This window comes from Nonomuraea sp. NPDC052129 (assembly GCF_040680095.1).
Lineage (GTDB): Bacteria > Actinomycetota > Actinomycetes > Streptosporangiales > Streptosporangiaceae > Nonomuraea.
Window position 1 is genome coordinate 1 of record NZ_JBFAVX010000024.1, and the last position, 20,437, is coordinate 20,437.

Sequence of the window (20,437 nt, forward strand, 5' to 3'; positions counted from 1 at the left end):
CCCCTTGACCACCCGCACGGTAGGGGCGCACAACGCCGCCTCAGCCGGCACCGTCGGCGGCAAGACGACAGGCAGCACATGCCACGCCCAGTCCCGACCGGACGCGGGAAACTCGACCAGCGGAAGCCGCACCCGCAGCCGGGCGCCGTCATCGCCGGTGCGCTCCAGGGTGGCCAGTTGCCGGTCTGCCGCCGCCAGCACGACCTGCGCCGCGACGTTCGGCGGCTCCTCCAGTTCGGTCAGATCGGCCGAGAAAGTGCGATGCTCGTCAAGGTAGGCGCGGATCTGCCGGGTCCGGTTCCGGATGTCGGCCGCCGTCACCCCGTCCGGCAGCAGCGCACGCAACGCGTCCCACTCGGCATCGGTGCGCGCACCCGTATTCTGCGGCCAGGTGGCCACGATCGCCGCCACCAGACGGCGCCGGTGCAACGCCAGCCGCAACAAGCGGGCGGCCTGCTCCTGCGCGCACCGCAACACCCGATCACCGACGTACACACCCGAGGGCGGGCCCACACCCCAGCCCAGCCGCCGAACAGCCATCCAACCCTTCGACGGCAACACCCGCCCGTCCAACCCCACCCCGGACCCCAAAGCGTCCAGATCAGCCGCATTCCACCGGGCCGCCACCAGACGGGCGGTCACCTCGCGTGCCAGAGCGGTCAGCCAGGCCACCCGCCGCACCAGCAGCGCCTGCGCGACGACCTCACCGCTCGCCTCCACCACCGCCGCGTAAGCGGTGCAGGAGGCTGTCGCGGTGAGCCTACTCACCCACCGCCCCCATCAGGTCATGGATGACCAGGCGACATCGACACGTGCACCGCACGACCTGGAGCCCAACCTGCACCCCGCCCACCCCCCGCCACCACGATGCGTGACCGTAACGCTACCAAGAGTTGACGTCTTTGGGTAGAACACATGAGCGATACACGCCCGCCAGATACCGACCCATCCCACGGATCACGTTCCACCGGCACAGCACGGACTACGAGCCCAGAGCAGAATCCCAGGCCTTCAAAGCGAATTTGAAGAACGGTTCATGCCCTGATCCTCGCCAGATTTATCGCGCTTGCCGGCTTCCCCGTCCGCGAGTCAAACAGACCGCTCCTCGCCGGACCTAAATATAGAGGTACAGTTTATAGATGTGTGGTTCTATATTCTGAGATCGGGGGAGCATGGACAAGCCCGTCGAGATGTTCGACCGCGACTACGAATGGTCGGCGCTGACACGGTTCATCGAAGATGAACAGCCTGGCGCGACGCTCGGCGTGGTCTCCGGACGGCGCCGGCAGGGCAAAACCTTTTTGCTCGACGCGGCCTGCCGTGCCGCAGGCGGGTTCTACTTCGGGGCGACCGAGGCCGCCGATGCCGAGTCCCTGCGGCGTATCAGCGCCGCGCTCACCGCGCATGTGCGACCTGCCAGTCCGTACCACTTCTCCGACTGGGCCGAGGCCGTCGATGCGCTCCTCGCACTGGGTGCGGAGCGGCCCGTGCCCGTCGTGATCGACGAATTCCCGTACCTCGCCAAGGCGAATCCGGAGCTCCCCTCGATCATTCAAGAGGCGCTGCGGACCCTGCGCGACCAGCGCAGCGGCTCCCGCACCCGGCTACTGCTGTGTGGCTCGGCGCTGTCGTTCATGGGCAGGCTGCTGTCCGGCAATGCCCCCTTGCGAGGCCGGGCAGGGCTGGAGTTGGTCGTCCGCCCTCTCGACCACCGCCTGGCCGCCGAATTCTGGAACATCACAGACCCGCGTCTGGCCCTGCAGGTCAACGCGATCGTCGGCGGTACGCCCGCGTATCGGCGGGAATTCGCCCGCGGCGACACCCCGAACGGGGCCGACGACTTCGACGACTGGGTCGTCCGCACCGTCCTCAATCCAGAGACCCCTCTCTTCCGCGAGGCCCGCTATCTGCTCGCGGAAGAGCCCGACCTGCGAGACACCACCCTGTACCTGTCCGTGCTGGCCGCGGTCGCCGACGGCAACGCCACCCGCGGGGGCATGGCCGGGTACCTGGAACGCAAGGCCACCGACATCGCGCACCCCATCAACGTCCTCGAAGGCGCCGGCCTGCTGCACCGGGATGCCGACGCCTTCCGCGACAATCGCCCCACCTACCGCATCGCCGAACCGCTGATCGGCTTCTACCATGCCATCATGCGACCGGTCTGGGACCAGTTGGAACGCCCCGGAAGCGCAGCCCGAGTCTGGCAGGCCAGCCGCCGCCGCTTCACCAGTAACGTCCTCGGCCCTCATTTCGAACAGGTCTGCCGCGACTGGGCGCTCCACCACGCCGACCCAGAACTGATCGGCGGTCTGCCCGCTCGGGTCGGACACGGTGTCGTGCACGATCACAAGGTCCGCGTAGGACACGAAGTGGATGTGGCGGTCATCGGCATCCCCGACGGCTCCCGATCACCGCTCCTGGCCATCGGCGAGGCCAAATGGAATGACACCATGGGCATCGCCCACATCCAGCGCCTCCAGCACATCCGCGACCTCATCGCCCAGACGGGACGCTACGACACCACCAGCACCCGACTCATGTGTCTCAGCGGCGCCGGCTTCAACGACAAGGCATACGCGGCCGCACATGCTGACCCTGATATCCAACTGGTCGACCTGGAGACGCTCTACGGCATGGCATGACCCGTGCCCCGAGAAACGGTCTCGTGGGGCGGGACTCCTGGACCGGCGCCCTGACTCCACAGCCTGATCCCTGCCAGATTTATCGGCTTTGGGATGAGACGCCGATCCGCAACAGGCCGATAATGCGGATCATGCGTAGATCCGCGGCCCTGGTCCTGGCCGCCGCCGTCTTATACATCCCCCCAGCCAACGCAGACGCAGCCGCCGCGCCCGGCGCTGCCACCGTCGTGCCGGTCCAGGTCACCGGTACGCCCGCCAAACGGTTCAACCTGGTCATCATGGGCGACGGCTACACCGAGTCCGAGCAGGCGAAGTTCCGGGCGGACGTCGACCGGCACCTCAACGTGATGTGGTCCATCGAGCCGTACAAGTCCTACCGCGCCTACATCAACGTCTACCGGGTGGACATCGTCTCCGGCGAGTCGGGTGTCAGCTGCGACCCCGCCCTGACCTCGCCGAAGAAGACCACCCCGCTCAGCATGGGCTTCTGGGGCCAGTGCAACCCCAGTAGCGTCCAGCGGCTGATCACCATGGACAACACCGCCGCCATCCGCTACGCGAACCTGGTCACCGGCACGACCTCGGCCAACCGGCAGATCCTCGCGCTGGCCAACAGCGGGACGTACGGCGGCGCGGGCGGTTCCTACGCGACCGCCTCCGGCAGCAACTCCATGTCCGCCTTGATCAGCCCGCACGAGCTGGGCCACTCCCTGGGCGGCCTGCAGGACGAGTACGACTATTACCAGCGCGGCGTCCCCGGCGGCGCGTACACGGGGCCCGAGCCTGCCTCCGCCCACCACACGCTGCTGACCGAGCAGCAGATGCTCGATCAGAAGAAGAAGTGGTGGCGCTGGCTCGGCGAGCCCAGCGAGTCCGGTGGCCCGATCGGCCGCTACGAGGCCGGCATGTACGCCACCACCGGCGTCTGGCGGCCGAGCCGGCACTCGATGATGAAGACGCTCGGCTACTACTACGACCAGGTGAGCCGGGAGGTGATGGCGCAGCGGATCACCGGCAAGACGACGGTGATCCAGGACGCCACCCCGTCGGCCGCGCCCGTCGGCGCCGACCGGGTGCTCTGGGTCGAGCCGATGCGCCCGAACGGCCACGCGCTCACCGTCACCTGGAACGTCGACGGCACGGACCGGCCCGCCGAACAAGGCACGGCCCTGGACTTGCGCGAGCTCGGCCTCACCCCGGGCACCCACACGGTCAAGGCGACGGTCACCGACCCGACGAACTTCGTCAGGGACCCGGCGATCCGCACCGCGATGTCCGCCTCCCGCTCCTGGACCGTCGACACGTCCCTGACCACCCCGCCCGACGGCGTCACCCCCGGCATCGTCTCCGCCACCTCGGTGGACCGGCCGCTGGGCCGTACCGAGGTCGTGTACGTGGAGACCACGCACCCGGCGGCGAGTGTTCCCGCGGTCGCGTGGGCGCTCGACGGGAAGCGGGTCGGCGAGGGCGACAGCGACCTGGACCTCGGCGCGCTGAAGCCGTCGGACGGCACGCACACCCTCACCGCGACGGTCGGCGACCGGACGCTGACCTGGACGGTCGACGCCACCTCGCCGAAGACCGGCTACGAGCTGTCGCCGCCGCTCGTCAGGTCCGGCGGCACCTACGTCTACAACGGGCCGTTCTCGATGAAGCTGACCGGCACCGACGATCAGGGCGGTTACGTGGTCTCGGAGTCGAGGGTCGACGGCGACGGCTGGTTCAACTACTTCGGCTGGCCGACCTCCTCCGACCTGCCGTGGACGTTCACCGAGGACGGCACGACCATCGACTCCCTCGTGTACGGCAAGCTCCCGAGGGGGCGGCACACGATCGAGTACCGCTCGATCGACGGCTCGGGCAACTACGGCAGGGCGGGCAGCTTCACGGTCACCACGATCGCCCCGCCACCGGCCTGCACCCGGACCCTGACCGGCGCCCAGCGCGGACCGCTGACCGTCGCCGACGGCGTCACCTGCCTGGACCACGCGCAGGTGAGCGGCCCGGTGACCGTGCGGGCGGGAGCCTCGGTGGTCGTCACCGGCGGCCGGCTCTCCGGCGCGCTCATCGCCTCGCGGGCCGCCTCGGTGCAGGTCCTCGGCGCGCGGGTGGACGGCGCGCTGACGGTCGACCGCGCCGGATCGCTGGCCGTCGTGGGCGCCGACATCCGCGGCGCCGCCCTGCTGACCTCGAACACGGCGCCGATCCTTTCGGGCACCACGGTCAAGGGTGCGCTCGCCTGTACGGGCAACACGCCCGCGCCCGTGGACCTGGACGTGCCCAACAAGGTCACCGGCGTGGGCGCGGGACAGTGCGGCAAGCTAGGCGCGGGAGCCGGGGGCACCTCCTACGAGGCGGTCCAGGACGTCCGTGAGTGAGGTGGTGGACAGGTCGCGGGCCCGCGCGTACTCCGACTCGGGATACTGCCGCGGCCCGTTCTCCACCAGCAGGATCAGGTAGAGGTAGGCACGATAGAGGTCGAGCCGGGTCCGCGCGGCGGGGGTGAGCTCCAGCGGGGTCACCTCGCGGTACCCGGCCAGCAGCGGGTCGTCGTCGCGCAGCTCGCCGAAGATGGTCGGCGTGACGAACTCGGCCAGCGGGTCGCCCCAGAACGCCCGCTCGTGGTCGATGATCGCCTGGATCCTGGGCGTCCCGGACAGATCCAGGAAGACGTTGCCCGCCCAGACGTCGAAGTGGACGAGGTGCGGCGTGGTCACCTCGTCCAGGACGGGCGCGGCGGCGGTGAGCAGCGCGCCGATCTCCGCGGCGGGCCGGGGGAGCGGCGTCGGGTAGCGCTCGGTGTCGGCCAGTAGTGCCCCCACCATGGCCAGGTACGCCTCGCGCCAGGTTCGGCCGGTGATGCCCGCGTGCGGGTAGCCGAACACCTCACCCGTCACCGCGTTGAACCTGGCGAGGTGGTGGCCCAGCTCGCGGCGGAGCGCGTCGTCGCCGTCCGGTTGCACATCGTTCCACGACACGCCGTCCAGCGTCCCGAACAGCAGGTAGTCGCCGCCGAGCACCGGATCGTCGAACCCGGCGGCCAGCAGCGTCGCCACCGGCACGCCCGCGGCGACGGCCAGCTCGCAGGCCGCCGCCTCCATCCGCAGCAGGTTGCGCTCGTAGCTGAGCTGGTCCAGCTCGGGGGAGGGAGCCAGCTTGAGTACCACGTCGCGGCCGTCGTCGAGGAGGAGCCGCCAGACCGCGTTGGCGTAGCCGTCGGTGAGTTCGGTGGATCGGGTCACGCCCGCGCCGAGCGCGCGCCGGGCGAGATCGTCGAGCTCGGTAGGCGATAGACGCCGTTTCGTCCTGCTGTCCACGAGACCCGATTGTGGGGTCAGGTGACGCTGATCGTCCAGCTCGCCACGGGACCTGCTTGTGGGCGTCAGGCGGCGCTGATCGTCCAGCTGGCCACGTGCTCGCCGCCCGGTTCGAGCACCACCACGTCGGTGCCGGAGTTGAACGCGTCGGGCGGGCAGGTCATGGGCTCCACCGCCACGCCCTCGTAGCCGAGCTGCCCGCTGGTGCAGACCTGCACCCAGGGCAGCACTGCCGGGTCCCACGTCATGCGTACGCCCCCGACCCGGGCCTCTCCGGCCGCCAGCCCGGTGAACGCGTGGTCGATCACGTCGCCGTCGAGCGGCCTGGCCTTGCGGAAGTCGTACGGGGAGCCGGACACGTCGTCCAGGGATCGGGGCAGCAGCTGCTCGTCGGTGACCAGCACCTTGGCGGCGGGCAGCTCCAGGTCGTCACCGAGCAGCCAGGGATGGGGGCCGCAGCCGTAGGGGGCGGCGTCGGCGCCGTCGTTGCGGGCGGTGACCGTGGTGGTCAGCCCGTGCTCGTCGAGCCGGTGGAGCACCCGCAGCGTCAGCGTGAACGGGTAACCGGCCGTGGGGGTGATCGTGTGCGTCAGGCGTACGAAGGCGTGGTGGTCCTCGGCGGCCAGCAGCTCCACGACCTGCCAGTCGACGCCGGACACCAGCCCGTGCAGGGCGTGGCCGCGCTCGGGCTCGCTCACCGCCAGCTCGTGCGTCCGCCCGCCGAACGGATAGCGGGCTCCGCCCACCCGGTTCGGCCAGGGGGCGAGGATCGTGCCCGCGAAATAGGGGACCGGGCCCTCGGCGGGCCAGCTCGTGATCAGGTCGCGCGCGCCGTGGCGGAGCGTCCTGAGCGCGGCGCCGCGCGGGCTGATCCGCGCGGTGTATCCGGCGGCGGCGAGCTGGGGCACGGAAGGATCCTCTCTCGGGGGTTGAGCAGGGGGTCGAGCAAAGGATATCCCGAGGTCAGGCCGACTCCCGGCGCACCAGGTGGGTGTCGAGGATGACCACGGGCTGGCGGAGCGCCTCGCCGTTGATCCGCGCGACCAGCAGCCGCGCCATCTGGCGGCCCATCTCCTCGGCCGGCTGGTGCACGGTGGTCAGCGGCGGGTCGGCGTGCAAGGCGACCTTGGAGTCGTCGAACCCGACCACCGCCACGTCACCCGGGATGGCCCGGCCCTCGAGCTTGAGCACCCGCATCGCCCCCACCGCCAGCGGGTCCGAGGCGGCGAACACGGCGTCGAGCTCCGGCTCTTCGGCCAGCAGCTCGCGCATCGCCGCCGCGCCGCTCTCCTCGGAGAAGTCGCTGCCATAGGCGACCAGCTCCCGCGCTCCCAAGGTGAGCAGCGCGTCGTGGTAGCCGGCCAGCCGGTCGACGCCCACGCCCATGTCCTGCGGCCCGGCGATCGTGGCGATGCGCTGCCTGCCGAGACCCAGCAGGTGCTTGACCGCCTGCCGGGCGCCGGCCCGGTTGTCCATGTCGACGTAGCTGTAGGGGGTGAGGCCGACCGGGCGGCCGCCCAGCACGGTCGGCACGCCCATCGCCTCCAGCCGGCCGGGCAGCGGGTCGGCGCCGTGCAGCGACAGGAGCAGCACGCCGTCGACGTGCTGCCCCGTCAGGTAGTGCTCCAGGCGTTCGTGCTCCTCCTGCGACTGGGCCATGGCCAGGATCAGCTGGAGGCCCGTCTCGGCCAGCGCCGAGCCGATGCCCCTGATGGTCCCGGCGAAGTAGGGCTCGTCGAAGACGCGCAGCTCGGACTCCGACACCACCAGCGCCACCGTGTCGGTGCGCCGGGTGACCAGCGCCCGCGCCGCGCGGTTGGGGACGTAGCCCAGCTCCTGGATGGCCCGTTGCACGGCGTCGCGGGCCTTCTCGCTCACGTTGGGTGAGCCGTTGATGACTCTGGACACCGTGCCACGGCCTACTCCGGCCAGAGCAGCGACTGCCTCAAGAGTCGGTCGGTTCATGACGCCTATTCTGCCGGATGATCTCCGAGTACCAGATAGCGCTGTCCTTGAGCACGCGCCGCTGGCTCTCGAAGTCCACGTGCACGAGGCCGAAACGCTTGCCGTAGCCCCATGCCCACTCGAAATTATCCATCAGTGACCAGGCGAAATAGCCCTCCAGCGGCACCCCGGCGTCGATCGCGTCGCGGCAGGCGCGCAGGTGGTCCTCGAAGTAGGCCACCCGCTCGGAGTCGTGCACCCGGCCGTGCTCCAGGACGTCCTCGAAGGCCGCGCCGTTCTCGGAGACGACCATCGGGATCGCCGGGTAGTCCCGCGCCACCCTGGTCAGCACCTCCACCAGGCCGCCCCGATCGATCTCCCAGCCCATCGCGGTGACCGGCCGGCCGCCGTCGACGAACGACACGTGCTCGCTGCCCACCCAGGGCGAGGCGGAATCCGTGGGCGCCGCCGCCGCCGAGGCCCTGCCGCCTGGTGCTCCCGAAACCGTGAAGCGGCTGTAGTAGTTGACGAGCAGCACGTCGATCGGCGCCTTGATGGTCGCCAGGTCACCGTCCCTGATGAAGTCCAGGTCCATCCCGAGGTCGTCGAGGACGTCCTGCGGGTAGCGGCCGGTCATCAGCGCGTCGAGGAAGAACCGGTTCTGCAGCCCGTCGATGCGCCGCGCCGCGTCCTGGTCCGCCTCGCTGTCGGTGGCCGGGGTGATCGCGTAGAGGTTCACGCAGCCGCCGACCCGCCTCGCGCCCATCGCCTGTACGGAAAGGCCGTGCGCGAGGTTGAGATGGTGCGCGCCCCTGATCGCGTTCTCCGGCTCGCGACGGCCCGGGGCGTGCTCACCCGAGGCGTAGCCGAGGAACGCGGTGCACCATGGCTCGTTGACGGTGCTGAAGGTATGTACGTGGTCCTTCAGCGCTTCGTGCACGGTCGCCGCGTAGTCGGCGAAGCAGTAGGCCGTGTCGCGGTTGGGCCAGCCGCCCCTGTCCTCCAGCGCCTGGGGCAGGTCCCAGTGATAGAGGGTCAGCCAGGGGTCGATGCCGTGCTGCCGCAACTCGTCGGTGAGCCGCTTGTAGAAGTCGAGGCCCTTCTGGTTGATCTTGCCGGACCCGTCGGGCTGGATCCGGGGCCAGGAGACCGAGAAGCGGTAGGCGGTCAGGCCCAGCTCCGCCATGATCTGGGCGTCTTCCCGGTAGCGGTGGTAGTGGTCGATGGCCACGTCCGCGTGGTCCCCGTTGAGCACGCGGCCCGGGGTCTTGGTGAAGGTGTCCCAGATGGAGATGCCGCGCCCGTCCTCGGCGACCGCGCCTTCGATCTGGTACGCCGAGGTGGCCGCGCCGAACGCGAACCCCGTGGGGAACTGCAGCCCGGCACGCGTCTGTTCCTCTTGTGTCGTCACGCCTTGACCGCACCTTCCATGAGTCCGCCGACGATTTGGCGGCCGAATGCGACGAATACCGCGATGAGCGGAATGATGGACAGCGCCGTTCCCGCGAAGATCAATGTGTAGTTGGTGGAGAACCTGGCGTTCAGCGAGGTGATCGCGATCTGCACGGTCGGATTGTCCGGAGTGAGGACGATCAGCGGCCACATGAAGTCATTCCACATCAGCATGAACGTGTTGATCCCGAGCACCGCCATGCCCGGCCGTACAGCCGGCAGCACGACGTTCCACCAGATCCGCAGGGTGGCCGCGCCGTCGACCCTGGCCGCCTCGACCAGCTCCATCGGCACCGCCTGGCGGGTGTACTGGGTCATCAGGAACACGCCGAACCCGTTGAGCAGGTACGGCAGGATGACCGCCTTGAGGGTGCCCGTCCACTCCAGGCTCACCATCAGCCGGTAGAGCGGCACCACGCCCATCTGCTGCAGCGGCACCGCCATCGTCAGGAGTACGGCCAGGAGCAGCACGTTCCTGCCCTTGAACGACAGGTTGGCGAAGGAGAAGCCGGCCAGCGTCGAGATGATGACCACCGAGACGGTGACCACGCTCGCCACGATGAAGGAATTGGTCAGGCCGAGCAGGAAGTGGGCGTCCTCGTTGTTGAGCACGGCGACGATGTTCTGGCCGAGGTTCCCGCCGGGCAGGAACGGCGGCGGCACCGCGACCGCGTCGGCGTTGGTCCGCGAGGCGATGACCAGCATCCAGTACAGCGGGAAGGCGGACAGCACGATGGCCAGCGCCAGCATGACCCGGGTGATGAGGGTCGGCGACCAGTTGGTCATTTGGTGCCCCCGATCCTGCGGACGAACAGGAAGTTGATCAGCGCGCCAATGAGGATGAGCAGGAACAGCAGCCAGGCCGCCGCGGCGGCGTACCCGTAGTCGAACTCGCGGAAGCCCTGCTTGACGACGAACATCGCGACCGTCTGGAACTGGCCCTGCGATCCGCCGTCGACGTTGCCGTTGTAGAACGTCGTCGGCTCGGAGAACAGCGTGAGCCCGCCGATCGTGGAGTTGAGCACCACGAAGATCATGGTCGGGCGGAGCATCGGCAGGGTGATCTGCCAGAACTGCCGCCGCCGCGAGGCCCCGTCGATGGCCGCGGCCTCGTACAGGTCGCGCGGGATCGTCTGCATGCCGGCCAGGAAGATGATCGCGTTGTAGCCGGTCCAGCGCCAGTCGACCATGGTGGCGATGGCCAGCCACGACGGGACCCGCTCGGCCCGCCAGTTGATGGCGTCCACGCCGAACCAGCTGAGGATCCAGTTGACCAGGCCCCAGTCACGGGCGAAGAGCTGGGTGAACACGACCGCCACCGCGACCACCGAGGTCACCAGCGGCAGCAGCACGCTCATCCGGATCGCCAGGCGCAGCCGGAACCGCTTGTTCAGCGCGTTGGCCAGGAACAGCGCCAGCAGCAACTGCGGGATGGTGGCCAGCAGGAACATGCCGACCGTGTTGACCACGGCGTTCCAGAAGTCCTCGTCGGCCAGCAGCTTGGCGTAGTTGCCCAGCCCGGTCCACTTCGTGGTCCCGGCCAGGTCGTAGTCGTAGAGCGAGTAGTAGAGGGTGAACGCCAGCGGGAAGAGCCCGAAGGCGGCGAACAGGATGAAGTACGGGGACACCAGCGTGTACGGCATCACCTTGACGTCCAGTCTGGAACGCCAGAGACGGCCGGTCGGAAGGGTGTCGATACTCATAGGAGACCTTTCGGCGGCAGTAGCCCGGCCCGCTCATGGCGGGCCGGGCGGGGAAGATCAGCCCGCGGCCTTCACCGCGTCGTCGACCAACTGCTGCCAGGCCTTGCCGTAGGGGACCGAGCCGTCGTCCATGCCCTGGATCACCGACTCGATGGCGTTCTTGACCTGGGCGTGCTTGACGCCGAGGAAGACCGGCTGGAGGGTCGACGCCGACTTGGCGAAGATCTCGCCGATGGGTGCGTTGTTGAAGAACTCGTTCTTCGCGCCCTGCACGGCCGCGTCCTGCTGCGACTTCGTGTTGCTCGGCATGTTGCCGAAGTCGGTGAAGATGCTCGCCTCGGTCTGCGCGCTGGTCAGGTAGTCCGCCACCGCGGCGGCTTCCTTCGGGTGCTTGCTCTGCTTGGGCACCGACAGCCAGGAGCCGCCCCAGTTGCCGCCGCCGCCGGGTACCGCGGCCACGTCCCACTTGCCCTTGCCGCCGTCGCCCGCGTTGCCGCTGACCACGCCGAGCATCCACGACGGGCAGCCGACCGTGGCGAACGCGCCCTTCTGGGTGCCCGCCGCCCACTCGTCGGTGAAGTTACGCAGCTTGGCGGTCAGGCCCTGCTGGCTCATCTTCGTGGCGAAGTCGAAGCCCGCCTTCACCGCCGGGTTCTTGTCGACGATGAGGTTGTTGTCCTTGTCGAAATAGGTGACGTTGCCGTTCTTGGCCGCCTCCTGGTAGAGGACCACCTGGTAGAGCGTGTTCGTGCCGTCGGCGAACTTGGTGTCCTTCACCTTCGCCTGGAACTGCTGGCCGACCTTCATGAAGGCGTCCCAATCGGGCCACAGGGCGCTGACCTTGTCGCGCTCGGAGGGCAGCCCGGCCTTCTTGAACAGATCCGAGCGATAGCAGATGCTCATGCCGCCGATGTCGGTGCCCAGGCCGAACAGCTTGCCGTCGGCGGTGAGGCCGTTCTCCCACTTCCAGGCGGGGAAGTCCGCCTTGCGGGCGTCCAGGCCGAATTCCTTCAGGTCCGCCCACCACTCCGGGTGCGCTTTGGCCAGGCCCATGCCACCTTCGTCGATGCCGACCACGTCGCCCGCGCCGTTGCCCGCCTGCAGCCACTGGATCATCTGCGGCCAGTACTGCTGCTCGAACTGGTCGGTCAGGTGCTCTTCCTTGATCTGGATGTCCTTGTGCTCGGCGTTCCACTTCGTGATGGCGTTCTTGTAACCGAAGTTCGAGCCGCCGCCGAAAGTCTGCACCCGGATCGTGACCGGCTCGGCGGCCGCCGAGGACGCGGGTGCGTTGCTGGCCGCCGGAGTGCCGCCGGAGCCGCAGGATGCGACGGTCAGGGCCGCCGCCGCCAGGGCGGAAGCCGCGGCGAGACCGCCGCGACGCTTGCGGTTCAACATGGTGGACCCCTTCTCGGGTGAATGGGTGGGGAGGTGCACCGCGACACACGCTCCGGGCCGCGGTGGGAAATCCTTGGGAGCGCTCCCACAAAGGGTGCACTTATGGCCTGTGCCCGTCAATGCGCTGAAACGCAACCGTTACCAATGGTGCGATTTCTCATTCTGAAAGGGGATTTTTGGTGACTTACGGCGCAAAGAGCCGTTTGGGAGCGCTCCCATCACAAGGGACTCGTTTGTGTTTGCTTCCTGGGCATGTCGCCCACACACTGCGGGCTTTTCTCGTGGTCACGCCAGTGGTCACGAGCGCAGTGGGGCTCGCGGTCGCGACTGCTGCGGCGTCCGTACGGCGCGTTGGCGGCGATCAGCAGGCGACAGGGATCAGCAGGCGGCGGCGCGCTCTCGCAGCAGGATGCGCTCGCGGGCGTTGCGGGTCATGGCCGCCGCCCGTTCGAACTCGGCGCGCGCCTCACCCTGTCGCCCCAGCTTGACCAGCAGATCCCCGCGTACGCTCGGCAGCAGGTGGTAGCCCTTCAGCGCCGGTTCGTCGACCAGCTGGTCCACCAGCTCCAGTCCGACCGCCGGACCGTACGCCATGGCGAGCGCGACCGCCCGGTTGAGCTCGACGACCGGGGACCGCGACATCCGCGCCAGCGCCTCGTAGAGGGTGGCGATGGCCCGCCAGTCGGTCTCCTCAGGGGTGAGCGCCCTGGCGTGACAGGCGGCGATGGCGGCCTGCAGCACGTACGGGCCCAGGTCGCCGCCGAGATCCTCGGCCCGCTGGAGCGCGTCCAGGCCACGGCGGATGAGCAGGCGGTCCCAGCGGCCCCGGTTCTGCTCCAGCAGCAGGATCGGCTCGCCGGACGGTCCCACCCGGGCGGCCGCGCGCGAGGCCTGGATCTCCATCAACGCGACCAGGCCGTGCACCTCGGGCTCCTTGGGCATCAGCCCGGCCAGCACCCGGCCGAGCCGCAGCGCGTCCTCGCAGAGTCCGGGCCGCATCCAGTCGTCACCGGCCGTGGCCGAGTAGCCCTCGTTGAAGATCAGATAGATGACCTCCAGGACCGACGACAGGCGTCCGGCCAGCTCCTCGCCCTGCGGCACCTCGAACGGCACCTGCTTGTCGGCCAGCGTCCGCTTGGCGCGTACGATCCGCTGCGCCACTGTCGGCTCCGGAACCAGGAACGCCCTGGCGATCTCGTCGGTGCTCAGCCCGCCGAGCACCCGCAGCGTGAGCGCCACCCGGGCCTCCGTGGACAGCACCGGATGACACGCCGTGAACACCAGCCGCAGCAGGTCGTCCTCGATCTCGTCCGTGCCGGGCAGCTCCTCGTCGGCGCCTGGCTCGTCCGACAGCTCGCGGCCCATCTCGGTAAGCTTGCGCGCGTAGCGTTCCTGACGGCGCAGCAGGTCGATGGCGCGGCGCTTGGAGACGGTCATGAGCCAGGCGCCGGGATTGCCCGGCACCCCCGATTCCGGCCACTGCTCCAGCGCCGCGACCAGGGCGTCCTGGGCCAGCTCCTCGGCCAGGCCGAGGTCGTGCACCAGCCCGGCCAGGCCGGCGATGAGCCGCGCCGCCTCCATCCGCCATACCGTCTCGATCGCCCGATGCGTATCGGAAGCCATCACCTGGCCATAAGACCAGCCCGCCCCAGCTCCCGCAAGCTCGGGCCTGGGGCTGGGGCTGGGGCTGGGGCTGGGGCTGGGGTCGGGGGTGAGTCCGGGCGAGTCGGGTCGCAAACAGGAAGATGGACCCGCAAGCGGGAGAGCCGGGCTCGCGGCCGGGGACGGCCTCTATCGTTCAGTGGAACCCGTCAGGCGCTCGCGCAATGCCGCCTCGCGTTCGGCCTCCTCGGGGGTCATCGACTCGTCCGGCAGGTCGGCGGCGTCGAACACCTGCCAGACATCCAGCCCGACCCCCTCATGCCCACCGGGAACCGGCACCCGCAGCGCCCATTCGATGGCCTCCTCCCGGGACTTGACCTGGATCAGCCAGAACCCGGCGATGAGCTCCTTGGCCTCGGCGAACGGCCCGTCGAGCACCGTCGCCTTGCCGTCCTTGGTGTAGGCGATCCGCGCACCGTGGGAGCTGGGGTACAGCCCTTCGGCGGCCAGCAGCACCCCCGCCTTGGCCAGGCTCTCGTTGTAGGCGCCCATCGCATCGACGAGCTCCTGGCTGGGCAGTTCGCCGGCCTCGGTCGCCTCGTTCGCCTTCCCTACGATCATGAACTTCACGATCCGCCTCCTTCACTCTCATGAACGCGTCGAACGGTCAGACCCCGAATCGACACGTGAGCAGAAATTCTTCACCAGGAGACGTCGCAGCGGTCATCGGCACTGCGAACAAGACCGGAGCCTCAGCCCTCCGGCGGAAAGGATCGGCGATCTACGTTCCAAGCGAGGACCCGGACAGCTTCCTGGCCATGATCCGGGCTTGGGATCCGCCGTAGTCCGCTTCTTCGCCAGGTCTCGCGGTAGTACGGGAGCGTGTAGATGGCCAGTGTCCTGCCCTGCCGCAGGACGGTGCCGGTCATGGCGGAGGCGTCCGCCGCGCGGGCGGGCACGCCGGAGCCGATCAGGACCATGAAGGCGACCGCCGCCGCAGGCAGCAGGCGGAAGTCGGGTGACTTGTGGGCTGTTCGAGTCCTGACTCCAGGGGCTGCGGATAGTCGAACGGCGAACCTCGCGTGTCATTACACAGAGTAGTGATTGCGGCGCATAGCGTATCTGTTGGGCTTCTGCGCCGATTCCGTCGTCACGATGTTCTGGGCTCCGTCCTCGAACGGCACCCCAGACAACCATGGTCCGCAGAACCCGGTGGCTGCCACCAGGGCAGCCGCGCCGACCGTCAACGGTTAGGGAGTGCGATGAGCGACGACAAGGAACCGAAGCTGATCTACGGCCAGGGGGCCGATGCGTGTCCCGAGGGGCACTTCTGTCTCTACCGGGCCAACAACTTCAACGCGGGCCAGACCCCGGGGCGTGGCGACAAAATCCTGGCCATTCCGACGGGCGCGCATGCCAACGACTTCTCCGAGTACGGGTTCGACCACAGCGGTGACGGGGTGAGCGCCGTCGTCAACAACACCGTCGAGGACAACGCGCTCTTCTCGGCCGCCAACCAGCAGGGACACTCACTGCCGGTGGAGCGTGGGGCCTCGATCGCGAGGTTGTCGGACATCCCCATGGCCGAGAGCCCGAACGGCTCCTGGAACGACCAGGCCCAGTCCGCGCTGGCGGCCCGCTTCGTGGGGAACCTGCGCGTCGACCAGGAGTTGCGAGGCCACTGGGCGGAAGGCTCGGGCCACATCTACTCCTACCGGCTCACGATGCACGCCGAGGACACCCGCGTCATGAAATGGGCCGTGGGCTTCGGTGGCCTGCCGGAGGGAACTTTGCTGTCCAAGAGCTTCGTCGACACCTTCTGGGGCGAGATCTTCCGCAACGGCACCGACGGCGCCGTCCTGCTCGGCTCCCCCGAAGGCGGCGGACACAGCGTCGACCCCGGGACAGCCCTTCCCATTGACATCCAGGTCGTCTACCCAGACGAAAGCCCCGCCTACGAACGCCTCACCGGCCTGAACGCCCAGCAACTGGGCTGACTCGCCGGATCGCCGGATCGCCGAAAGTATCGTCCAACGCCGAACTCCCCGCGAAACCGTGGTGTCGCGGGGAGACCGGCCGGGGGTCCGGCCTTGCGTTAGATGTGCTCGGCGGGGTTCGCCGGGAGGTAGAAGTTCCAACTGCCGTGTCCCTCGTGGGCACCGCCTGCGGGGCAGTGCCCGTTGTCGGGGCGGCCATTCCACCAAAGGGTGTAGCACTTGTTGCAGAAGCGCCAGTTGTCCTGCTGCGTCGTCGGTGACATGTCCCCTCCTCAGTATCGAGAACCGGCTCGCTGTCCGGCCACCGTCAGTGTCTGAGGTGACGGCAGGCCCGTGACATCCCCAAACTTGGGGGGTTGCGGTCGGATGGGCAGATAAGGCAGCCATGCGCTGTTCAGCCCAACGTGGTGGGCTTTTCGGCAGCCGGTACGGGAGCGTAAGACGCCGACGAGCGCGCGTCCAGAAGGACGCGCGCTCGTCGGCAGGAGAGCCCTCGATCAGGAAGTCGTCAGGCGCCGTAGCTCGGGTAGCCGTAGCCGACCACCTGGGACGTCGGCCGGACGCGCTGCTGCACGCTGCCGTTGCCGGTGTTGCCCTCGATCGTGGAGATCGTGCCGTCGTGGTTGTCCTTGACGACGAAACCGACGTGCTCGATGTCGTCCAGGCTCTTGCTGCCGCCCCACGAGAAGAACACCACGGCACCCGGCTTCGGGGTCGTGCCCCAGTGGTTGTTGCGGGCGAACCACTTCGCGTGCTCGACCGTGTAGGCGTCCCAGCCGATCATGCTGCGCGCGCCGGACTGGTCGCCGACCCACGAGACGAACATCGAGCACCAGGCGGCGTTCAGGTAGTCCGCCCGGGTGCCGCCGTCGCGCCTGAGGGTCTCCAGGGCGCGCGGGGAGTTCATGTACCACTTCTGGAACTTGGTGCCGCCACCGTAGGCGTTCTCAGTGGTGCCGACCTGGGCCTTGGCCAGCGCCAACACCCGCGAGACCGTGGCCTTGGCCTTGATCTCGCTCTCCGGGTGGCTCTTCGCGGCGGCGTGCGCCGGAGCCGCGGCAGCGTGGGCGGTGGCGGTGTCCGCGTGGGCGGCGGACTGGCCGGCGAAAGCGGCGGCCGCGACGCTCACGCCGAGGATGGCGTGAGCGAAGGTCGACTTGGTGGCGCGAAAAAGATGGGACTTGGCCATCGAGGGGGTAACTCCTTGCTTCCATGCCGCTTACCGGGTTAGCTGACGGGTTCGGACGTGGAAGCTGTCCTACGGCACGTGACGTGCCGATACACCCCAAAGGACGGTGGGTCCCCGGTTCCGCGCGAGGCGGATTCAGCGGTCACAGGACGGTCCTGTGATGCCTTTGTGCGATGGTCTGGCAACGAACGGACAAACCGGACGTATGCCTCATATGACCACAAAGGTAATGCAAGAGGCAAGGGTCTTACAAATAGATGAATCCCCAGCTAAGAGAGCTGCGCCCTCGCGTCGGCCAGAAGCCCCATCATGGCAAGGCTTTCGTCAAGTGGCATGATCGCGGATTCGGTCCTGCCTTCGGCAATGGCGTCCCGTACCTCGCGTACCTCGCCGGCGTACCCGTTGTCCGCCGGATCGAGCTCGAGCTCCTCCGTCTCCATCGACGGCCCGCTCAGCACGACCCGCTCCGGCGCCCAGAACGGCGCCTTGATGTGGGCGCGCATGTCGGTGCCCACCACGAGGGCGTCGTTCGCGTACGGGCCCAGCAGCGAGCACTCCACCAGAGCCCGCCTGCCGCCCGGATAGACCAGCACCCCGCCCGCCTCCGCGTCCACCCCTGAAGGCGCCAGCGAGCCCGTGACGTGCATCCGTGAGGGCATCCCGAGCAGCAGCTGTGCCAGCCCGAACGAGTAGACACCCAGGTCGAGCAGCGCCCCGCCGCCCAGCTCCGGCGCCCACAGCCGGTGCGCGGGATCGTAGGGAGCTTTGAAGCCGAACGACGCCTGGACCGAGCGGATCTCCCCGAACCGGGGATCGCCGGCCACCCGCTGGATGAGCGGATTGAACCTGGTCCACATGGCTTCCATCAGAAACACCCCGGCATCGCGGGCGAGCTGGACCATCCGCTCGGCGTCGGCGACGGACGCGGCGAGCGGCTTCTCGCACAGCACCGCCTTGCCCGCCGCGATCGCCGCCTCGGCGACCTCCAGGTGCTGGGCGTGCGGGGTCGCCACGTAGACCGCGTCGACGCCGGGGTCGGCGCACAGCTCCGCGTACGAGCCGTACGCCGACTCGGCGCCCAGTTCCGAGGCCAGCGCCCGCGCGCGGCCGAGGTCGCGCGAACCGACGGCGGCCACCCGCATTCCTGGCTCAGCGGCGATGACCGCCCCGACTTTTGCAGCGATGACACCCGTGGCCGCTATGCCCCATGCGAGATCCTTCATGGGGAAAGATCCTAGGGACTTACCCCATCCAGCTGAAAGTCTCCGGGTCGGGCCCGATCCGGCCGTCCTGCTTGGTCAGGGCGCCGATGGCCGCCATGTCCTCGGTGTCGAGGACGAAGTCGAACACCTCGGAGTTCTCCTTGATCCGCGCGGGCGTGACCGACTTGGGGATCGTCACGTTGCCCAGCTGGATGTGCCAGCGCAGCACGATCTGGGCGGGCGTCTTGCCGTGCTTGTCCGCCAGCACGGCCAGCGCCGGGTCGCCGAGCAGGCCCTTGCCCTGCCCCAGCGGGCTCCACGCCTCCGTGAGGATGCCGTTGGCCTCGTGGAACTCTCGTAGCGCGCGCTGCTGGAAGTACGGGTGCAGCTCGATCTGGTTGATGGACGGAACGATGTCGGCCTCGTCGATGACCCGGGTGAGAGTCTCGATGGTGAAATTGGACACACCGATCGCCTTGGCCCGTCCCTGACGGTAGATCTTCTCCAGGCTGCGCCATGCTTGGAGGTACTTGTTCCGCGACGGCACCGGCCAGTGGATCAGGTACAGGTCCACGTAGTCGAGCCCGAGCCGGGACAGGCTCTCGTCGAACGCCTCCTCCGCCCGCTCGTGGTCGTTGTTGAAGAGCTTGGTGGTGACGAACAGCTTCTCGCGCGGGATCCCCGAGGCGCGTACGGCCCGGCCGACGCCCTCCTCGTTCCCGTACGCGCTGGCGGTGTCGATGTGGCGGTAACCGGCCTCCAAAGCGGCCGTCACGACCTGTTCGGCCTCGTCGCTCGGCACCTGCCAGACGCCGAACCCGAGCTGCGGCACCTGCACGCCGTCGCTGTTGAGTAGTAGCGAGTTCATGGGTCCCATTGTTCATGTCCCGTTTCTGGCGGCTTAAGGCGGCCGGGCTAGCTTGAAGCGGTCGTGATCGGGCTATCACCCCGCGGGGGTAACAGAGTGGGCAAACAGGCGTCGGCCTGGGTGGAGTCCCCGCTTCAGATGCTGTGCGCCATAGAGGCACACCGCGCTGGGCTGCTCGGGCCTGCCACGGTCGTCGTGCCGCGTGCCGGGCTGCGAGCGCTCAAGGCCACTCGCCGGGAGCTGTCCGGCCTGGCTCTGCCCGAGGGGCTGGAGCTGGCCGAGCCGCGCGAGCGCATGCCGCGCTCCCCGCACGCCGTCGGCGACGCCTTCTCCGGCCGGGTTCAGCTGCGCTGGCTCGTCTCCCATCCGGGCCGCATCGTGATCGTCGATGACGGGCTGGCCACGCTCCGGTTGCTGTCTCTGCTAGCCGAAGGGCCGTACAAACCGCTGTTGCGGGCGCGGGCCCACCCGGGAAAGCTGCGCGCGGCCCTGGGGCTGGCGGCGGCGATCAGGCTGCGCGCGAGCCGGGTGTCGGTCTTCACCGCGCTGCCGGTGACCGACGAGCTGGCGGCGGCCGTCCGCGCGGCGGGCGTCGACCTGGTCCGCCACGACTTCGGCTGGCTACGCGAGCAGCCGCTGAGCGGGCCAGGACCGGCCGAGCGGACCGTCGTGCTCGGCACCTCCCTGGTCAGGAACGGACTGGTCCACCGCGACCGCTACCTGAGCTGGCTGATGGAGCGGGCCGCCGAGGAGCCGCTCGCCTACTTCCCGCATCGCCGCGAGGACCCCGCTGACGTGGCGGTCATCCGCGAGCGGCCCGAGATCACCGTGCACGACGCCGGCGTGCCCGCCGAGCTGACGCTGCGTGGCCTCGACCCCGCCCAGCGGGTGCTCAGCCTGCCGTCCACCGCGATCACCTCGCTGCGCGTGCTGCTCGGCCCGCGCGGCGTCGCGGTCGAGGCGGTGGACGTGCCGGACGACTGGTGGACCAGCAGGGCGGCCCCCGACCTGCGTTCCCATCTGACCGGAGTCGCCGGATGATCGGCTTATCTCGCCGCTGATGGGAGTCGCCGGATGACCGGCTCATCCCGCAGCTGATCGGAGTCGCCGGGTGACCGGC

Annotated in this window: 18 protein-coding genes, 1 pseudogene and 1 riboswitch; of the genes and pseudogenes, 4 read left to right on the forward strand and 15 right to left on the reverse strand. The window is 69.0% G+C overall.

Annotation, left to right across the window (positions count from 1 at the left end; genetic code table 11):
* Positions 1–768 (reverse strand): annotated as a pseudogene (locus AB0L53_RS38795) (transposase); the annotation flags it as partial.
* Between the two features lie 404 nt (positions 769–1,172).
* On the opposite strand from AB0L53_RS38795, the gene AB0L53_RS38800 reads away from it, so the two are divergent.
* Both AB0L53_RS38800 and AB0L53_RS38805 read left to right on the forward strand, forming a co-directional pair.
* Positions 1,173–2,645 (forward strand): ATP-binding protein, encoded by a 1,473-nt coding sequence (locus AB0L53_RS38800; RefSeq protein WP_364005220.1) that lies wholly within the window; start codon positions 1,173–1,175, stop codon positions 2,643–2,645.
* A 131-nt stretch (positions 2,646–2,776) separates the two neighbouring features.
* Entirely contained in the window at positions 2,777–5,023 is a 2,247-nt protein-coding gene (locus tag AB0L53_RS38805; RefSeq protein WP_364005223.1) for a M64 family metallopeptidase, read from the forward strand.
* On the opposite strand, the gene AB0L53_RS38810 is transcribed toward AB0L53_RS38805, so the two are convergent.
* The 10 genes from AB0L53_RS38810 to AB0L53_RS38855 form a co-directional block, all read right to left on the reverse strand.
* Positions 4,967–5,962: an aminoglycoside phosphotransferase family protein gene (locus tag AB0L53_RS38810; protein WP_364005226.1), complete on the reverse strand. Its 996-nt coding sequence runs from the start codon at positions 5,960–5,962 to the stop codon at positions 4,967–4,969. The genes AB0L53_RS38805 and AB0L53_RS38810 overlap by 57 nt on opposite strands.
* Before the next feature lie 65 nt (positions 5,963–6,027).
* Positions 6,028–6,870 carry an aldose 1-epimerase family protein gene (locus tag AB0L53_RS38815; protein WP_364005229.1) on the reverse strand — a complete coding sequence of 281 codons (843 nt, stop codon included), beginning with the start codon at positions 6,868–6,870 and terminating at the stop codon, positions 6,028–6,030.
* Between the two features lie 55 nt (positions 6,871–6,925).
* Complete coding sequence (locus tag AB0L53_RS38820; RefSeq protein ID WP_364005232.1) at positions 6,926–7,927, reverse strand: LacI family DNA-binding transcriptional regulator; 1,002 nt, start codon at positions 7,925–7,927, stop codon at positions 6,926–6,928.
* Positions 7,908–9,317 (reverse strand): GH1 family beta-glucosidase, encoded by a 1,410-nt coding sequence (locus tag AB0L53_RS38825; protein ID WP_364005235.1) that lies wholly within the window; start codon positions 9,315–9,317, stop codon positions 7,908–7,910. The genes AB0L53_RS38820 and AB0L53_RS38825 overlap by 20 nt, the downstream gene beginning before the upstream one ends.
* Positions 9,314–10,144 (reverse strand): carbohydrate ABC transporter permease, encoded by an 831-nt coding sequence (locus tag AB0L53_RS38830; protein ID WP_225295030.1) that lies wholly within the window; start codon positions 10,142–10,144, stop codon positions 9,314–9,316. Before AB0L53_RS38830 ends, AB0L53_RS38825 begins: the two co-directional genes overlap by 4 nt.
* Positions 10,141–11,061 carry a sugar ABC transporter permease gene (locus tag AB0L53_RS38835; RefSeq protein WP_364005239.1) on the reverse strand — a complete coding sequence of 307 codons (921 nt, stop codon included), beginning with the start codon at positions 11,059–11,061 and terminating at the stop codon, positions 10,141–10,143. Before AB0L53_RS38835 ends, AB0L53_RS38830 begins: the two co-directional genes overlap by 4 nt.
* A 57-nt stretch (positions 11,062–11,118) precedes the next feature.
* Entirely contained in the window at positions 11,119–12,459 is a 1,341-nt protein-coding gene (locus tag AB0L53_RS38840; protein ID WP_364005242.1) for an extracellular solute-binding protein, read from the reverse strand.
* Between the two features lie 378 nt (positions 12,460–12,837).
* Positions 12,838–14,082, reverse strand: coding sequence for an RNA polymerase sigma factor (locus AB0L53_RS38845; RefSeq protein ID WP_364005245.1), 1,245 nt, complete (start codon positions 14,080–14,082; stop codon positions 12,838–12,840).
* A gap of 168 nt (positions 14,083–14,250) precedes the next feature.
* Positions 14,251–14,682 carry a YciI family protein gene (locus AB0L53_RS38850; protein ID WP_364005632.1) on the reverse strand — a complete coding sequence of 144 codons (432 nt, stop codon included), beginning with the start codon at positions 14,680–14,682 and terminating at the stop codon, positions 14,251–14,253.
* A 131-nt stretch (positions 14,683–14,813) separates the two neighbouring features.
* On the reverse strand, positions 14,814–15,041 hold the full coding sequence (locus tag AB0L53_RS38855; RefSeq protein ID WP_364005248.1) for a hypothetical protein: 228 nt from the start codon (positions 15,039–15,041) through the stop codon (positions 14,814–14,816).
* A gap of 282 nt (positions 15,042–15,323) precedes the next feature.
* Here AB0L53_RS38855 and AB0L53_RS38860 point away from each other — a divergent pair, with 282 nt between their 5' ends.
* A complete protein-coding gene (locus AB0L53_RS38860) occupies positions 15,324–16,058 on the forward strand; it encodes a hypothetical protein (protein ID WP_364005251.1) in 735 nt (244 codons plus the stop codon).
* A gap of 98 nt (positions 16,059–16,156) precedes the next feature.
* On the opposite strand, the gene AB0L53_RS38865 is transcribed toward AB0L53_RS38860, so the two are convergent.
* From AB0L53_RS38865 to AB0L53_RS38880, 4 genes are all read right to left on the reverse strand, one after another.
* Positions 16,157–16,321 (reverse strand): hypothetical protein, encoded by a 165-nt coding sequence (locus tag AB0L53_RS38865; RefSeq protein WP_214641500.1) that lies wholly within the window; start codon positions 16,319–16,321, stop codon positions 16,157–16,159.
* A 245-nt stretch (positions 16,322–16,566) separates the two neighbouring features.
* Positions 16,567–17,247, reverse strand: coding sequence for a CHAP domain-containing protein (locus AB0L53_RS38870; protein ID WP_364005255.1), 681 nt, complete (start codon positions 17,245–17,247; stop codon positions 16,567–16,569).
* A gap of 12 nt (positions 17,248–17,259) precedes the next feature.
* A riboswitch (cyclic di-AMP (ydaO/yuaA leader) is annotated at positions 17,260–17,398 on the reverse strand.
* 118 nt (positions 17,399–17,516) lie between these two features.
* Entirely contained in the window at positions 17,517–18,470 is a 954-nt protein-coding gene (locus tag AB0L53_RS38875; protein ID WP_364005258.1) for a Gfo/Idh/MocA family oxidoreductase, read from the reverse strand.
* A gap of 19 nt (positions 18,471–18,489) precedes the next feature.
* Positions 18,490–19,317 carry an aldo/keto reductase gene (locus AB0L53_RS38880; protein WP_364005261.1) on the reverse strand — a complete coding sequence of 276 codons (828 nt, stop codon included), beginning with the start codon at positions 19,315–19,317 and terminating at the stop codon, positions 18,490–18,492.
* A gap of 96 nt (positions 19,318–19,413) precedes the next feature.
* On the opposite strand from AB0L53_RS38880, the gene AB0L53_RS38885 reads away from it, so the two are divergent.
* Positions 19,414–20,358 carry a hypothetical protein gene (locus AB0L53_RS38885; RefSeq protein WP_364005264.1) on the forward strand — a complete coding sequence of 315 codons (945 nt, stop codon included), beginning with the start codon at positions 19,414–19,416 and terminating at the stop codon, positions 20,356–20,358.
* Positions 20,359–20,437: the final 79 nt, after the last annotated feature.

Bases quoted from the DNA above. Each gene is read 5' to 3' on its own strand.
- AB0L53_RS38800 (WP_364005220.1), top strand. From the start codon at position 1,173: ATGGACAAGCCCGTCGAGATGTTCGACCGCGACTACGAATGGTCGGCG.
- AB0L53_RS38805 (WP_364005223.1), top strand. From the start codon at position 2,777: ATGCGTAGATCCGCGGCCCTGGTCCTGGCCGCCGCCGTCTTATACATC.
- AB0L53_RS38820 (WP_364005232.1), bottom strand. From the start codon at position 7,927: ATGAACCGACCGACTCTTGAGGCAGTCGCTGCTCTGGCCGGAGTAGGC.
- AB0L53_RS38830 (WP_225295030.1), bottom strand. From the start codon at position 10,144: ATGACCAACTGGTCGCCGACCCTCATCACCCGGGTCATGCTGGCGCTG.
- AB0L53_RS38835 (WP_364005239.1), bottom strand. From the start codon at position 11,061: ATGAGTATCGACACCCTTCCGACCGGCCGTCTCTGGCGTTCCAGACTG.
- AB0L53_RS38840 (WP_364005242.1), bottom strand. From the start codon at position 12,459: ATGTTGAACCGCAAGCGTCGCGGCGGTCTCGCCGCGGCTTCCGCCCTG.
- AB0L53_RS38845 (WP_364005245.1), bottom strand. From the start codon at position 14,082: ATGGCTTCCGATACGCATCGGGCGATCGAGACGGTATGGCGGATGGAG.
- AB0L53_RS38850 (WP_364005632.1), bottom strand. From the start codon at position 14,682: ATGATCGTAGGGAAGGCGAACGAGGCGACCGAGGCCGGCGAACTGCCC.
- AB0L53_RS38855 (WP_364005248.1), bottom strand. From the start codon at position 15,041: ATGGTCCTGATCGGCTCCGGCGTGCCCGCCCGCGCGGCGGACGCCTCC.
- AB0L53_RS38860 (WP_364005251.1), top strand. From the start codon at position 15,324: ATGAGCGACGACAAGGAACCGAAGCTGATCTACGGCCAGGGGGCCGAT.
- AB0L53_RS38865 (WP_214641500.1), bottom strand. From the start codon at position 16,321: ATGTCACCGACGACGCAGCAGGACAACTGGCGCTTCTGCAACAAGTGC.
- AB0L53_RS38870 (WP_364005255.1), bottom strand. From the start codon at position 17,247: ATGGCCAAGTCCCATCTTTTTCGCGCCACCAAGTCGACCTTCGCTCAC.
- AB0L53_RS38875 (WP_364005258.1), bottom strand. From the start codon at position 18,470: ATGAAGGATCTCGCATGGGGCATAGCGGCCACGGGTGTCATCGCTGCA.
- AB0L53_RS38880 (WP_364005261.1), bottom strand. From the start codon at position 19,317: ATGAACTCGCTACTACTCAACAGCGACGGCGTGCAGGTGCCGCAGCTC.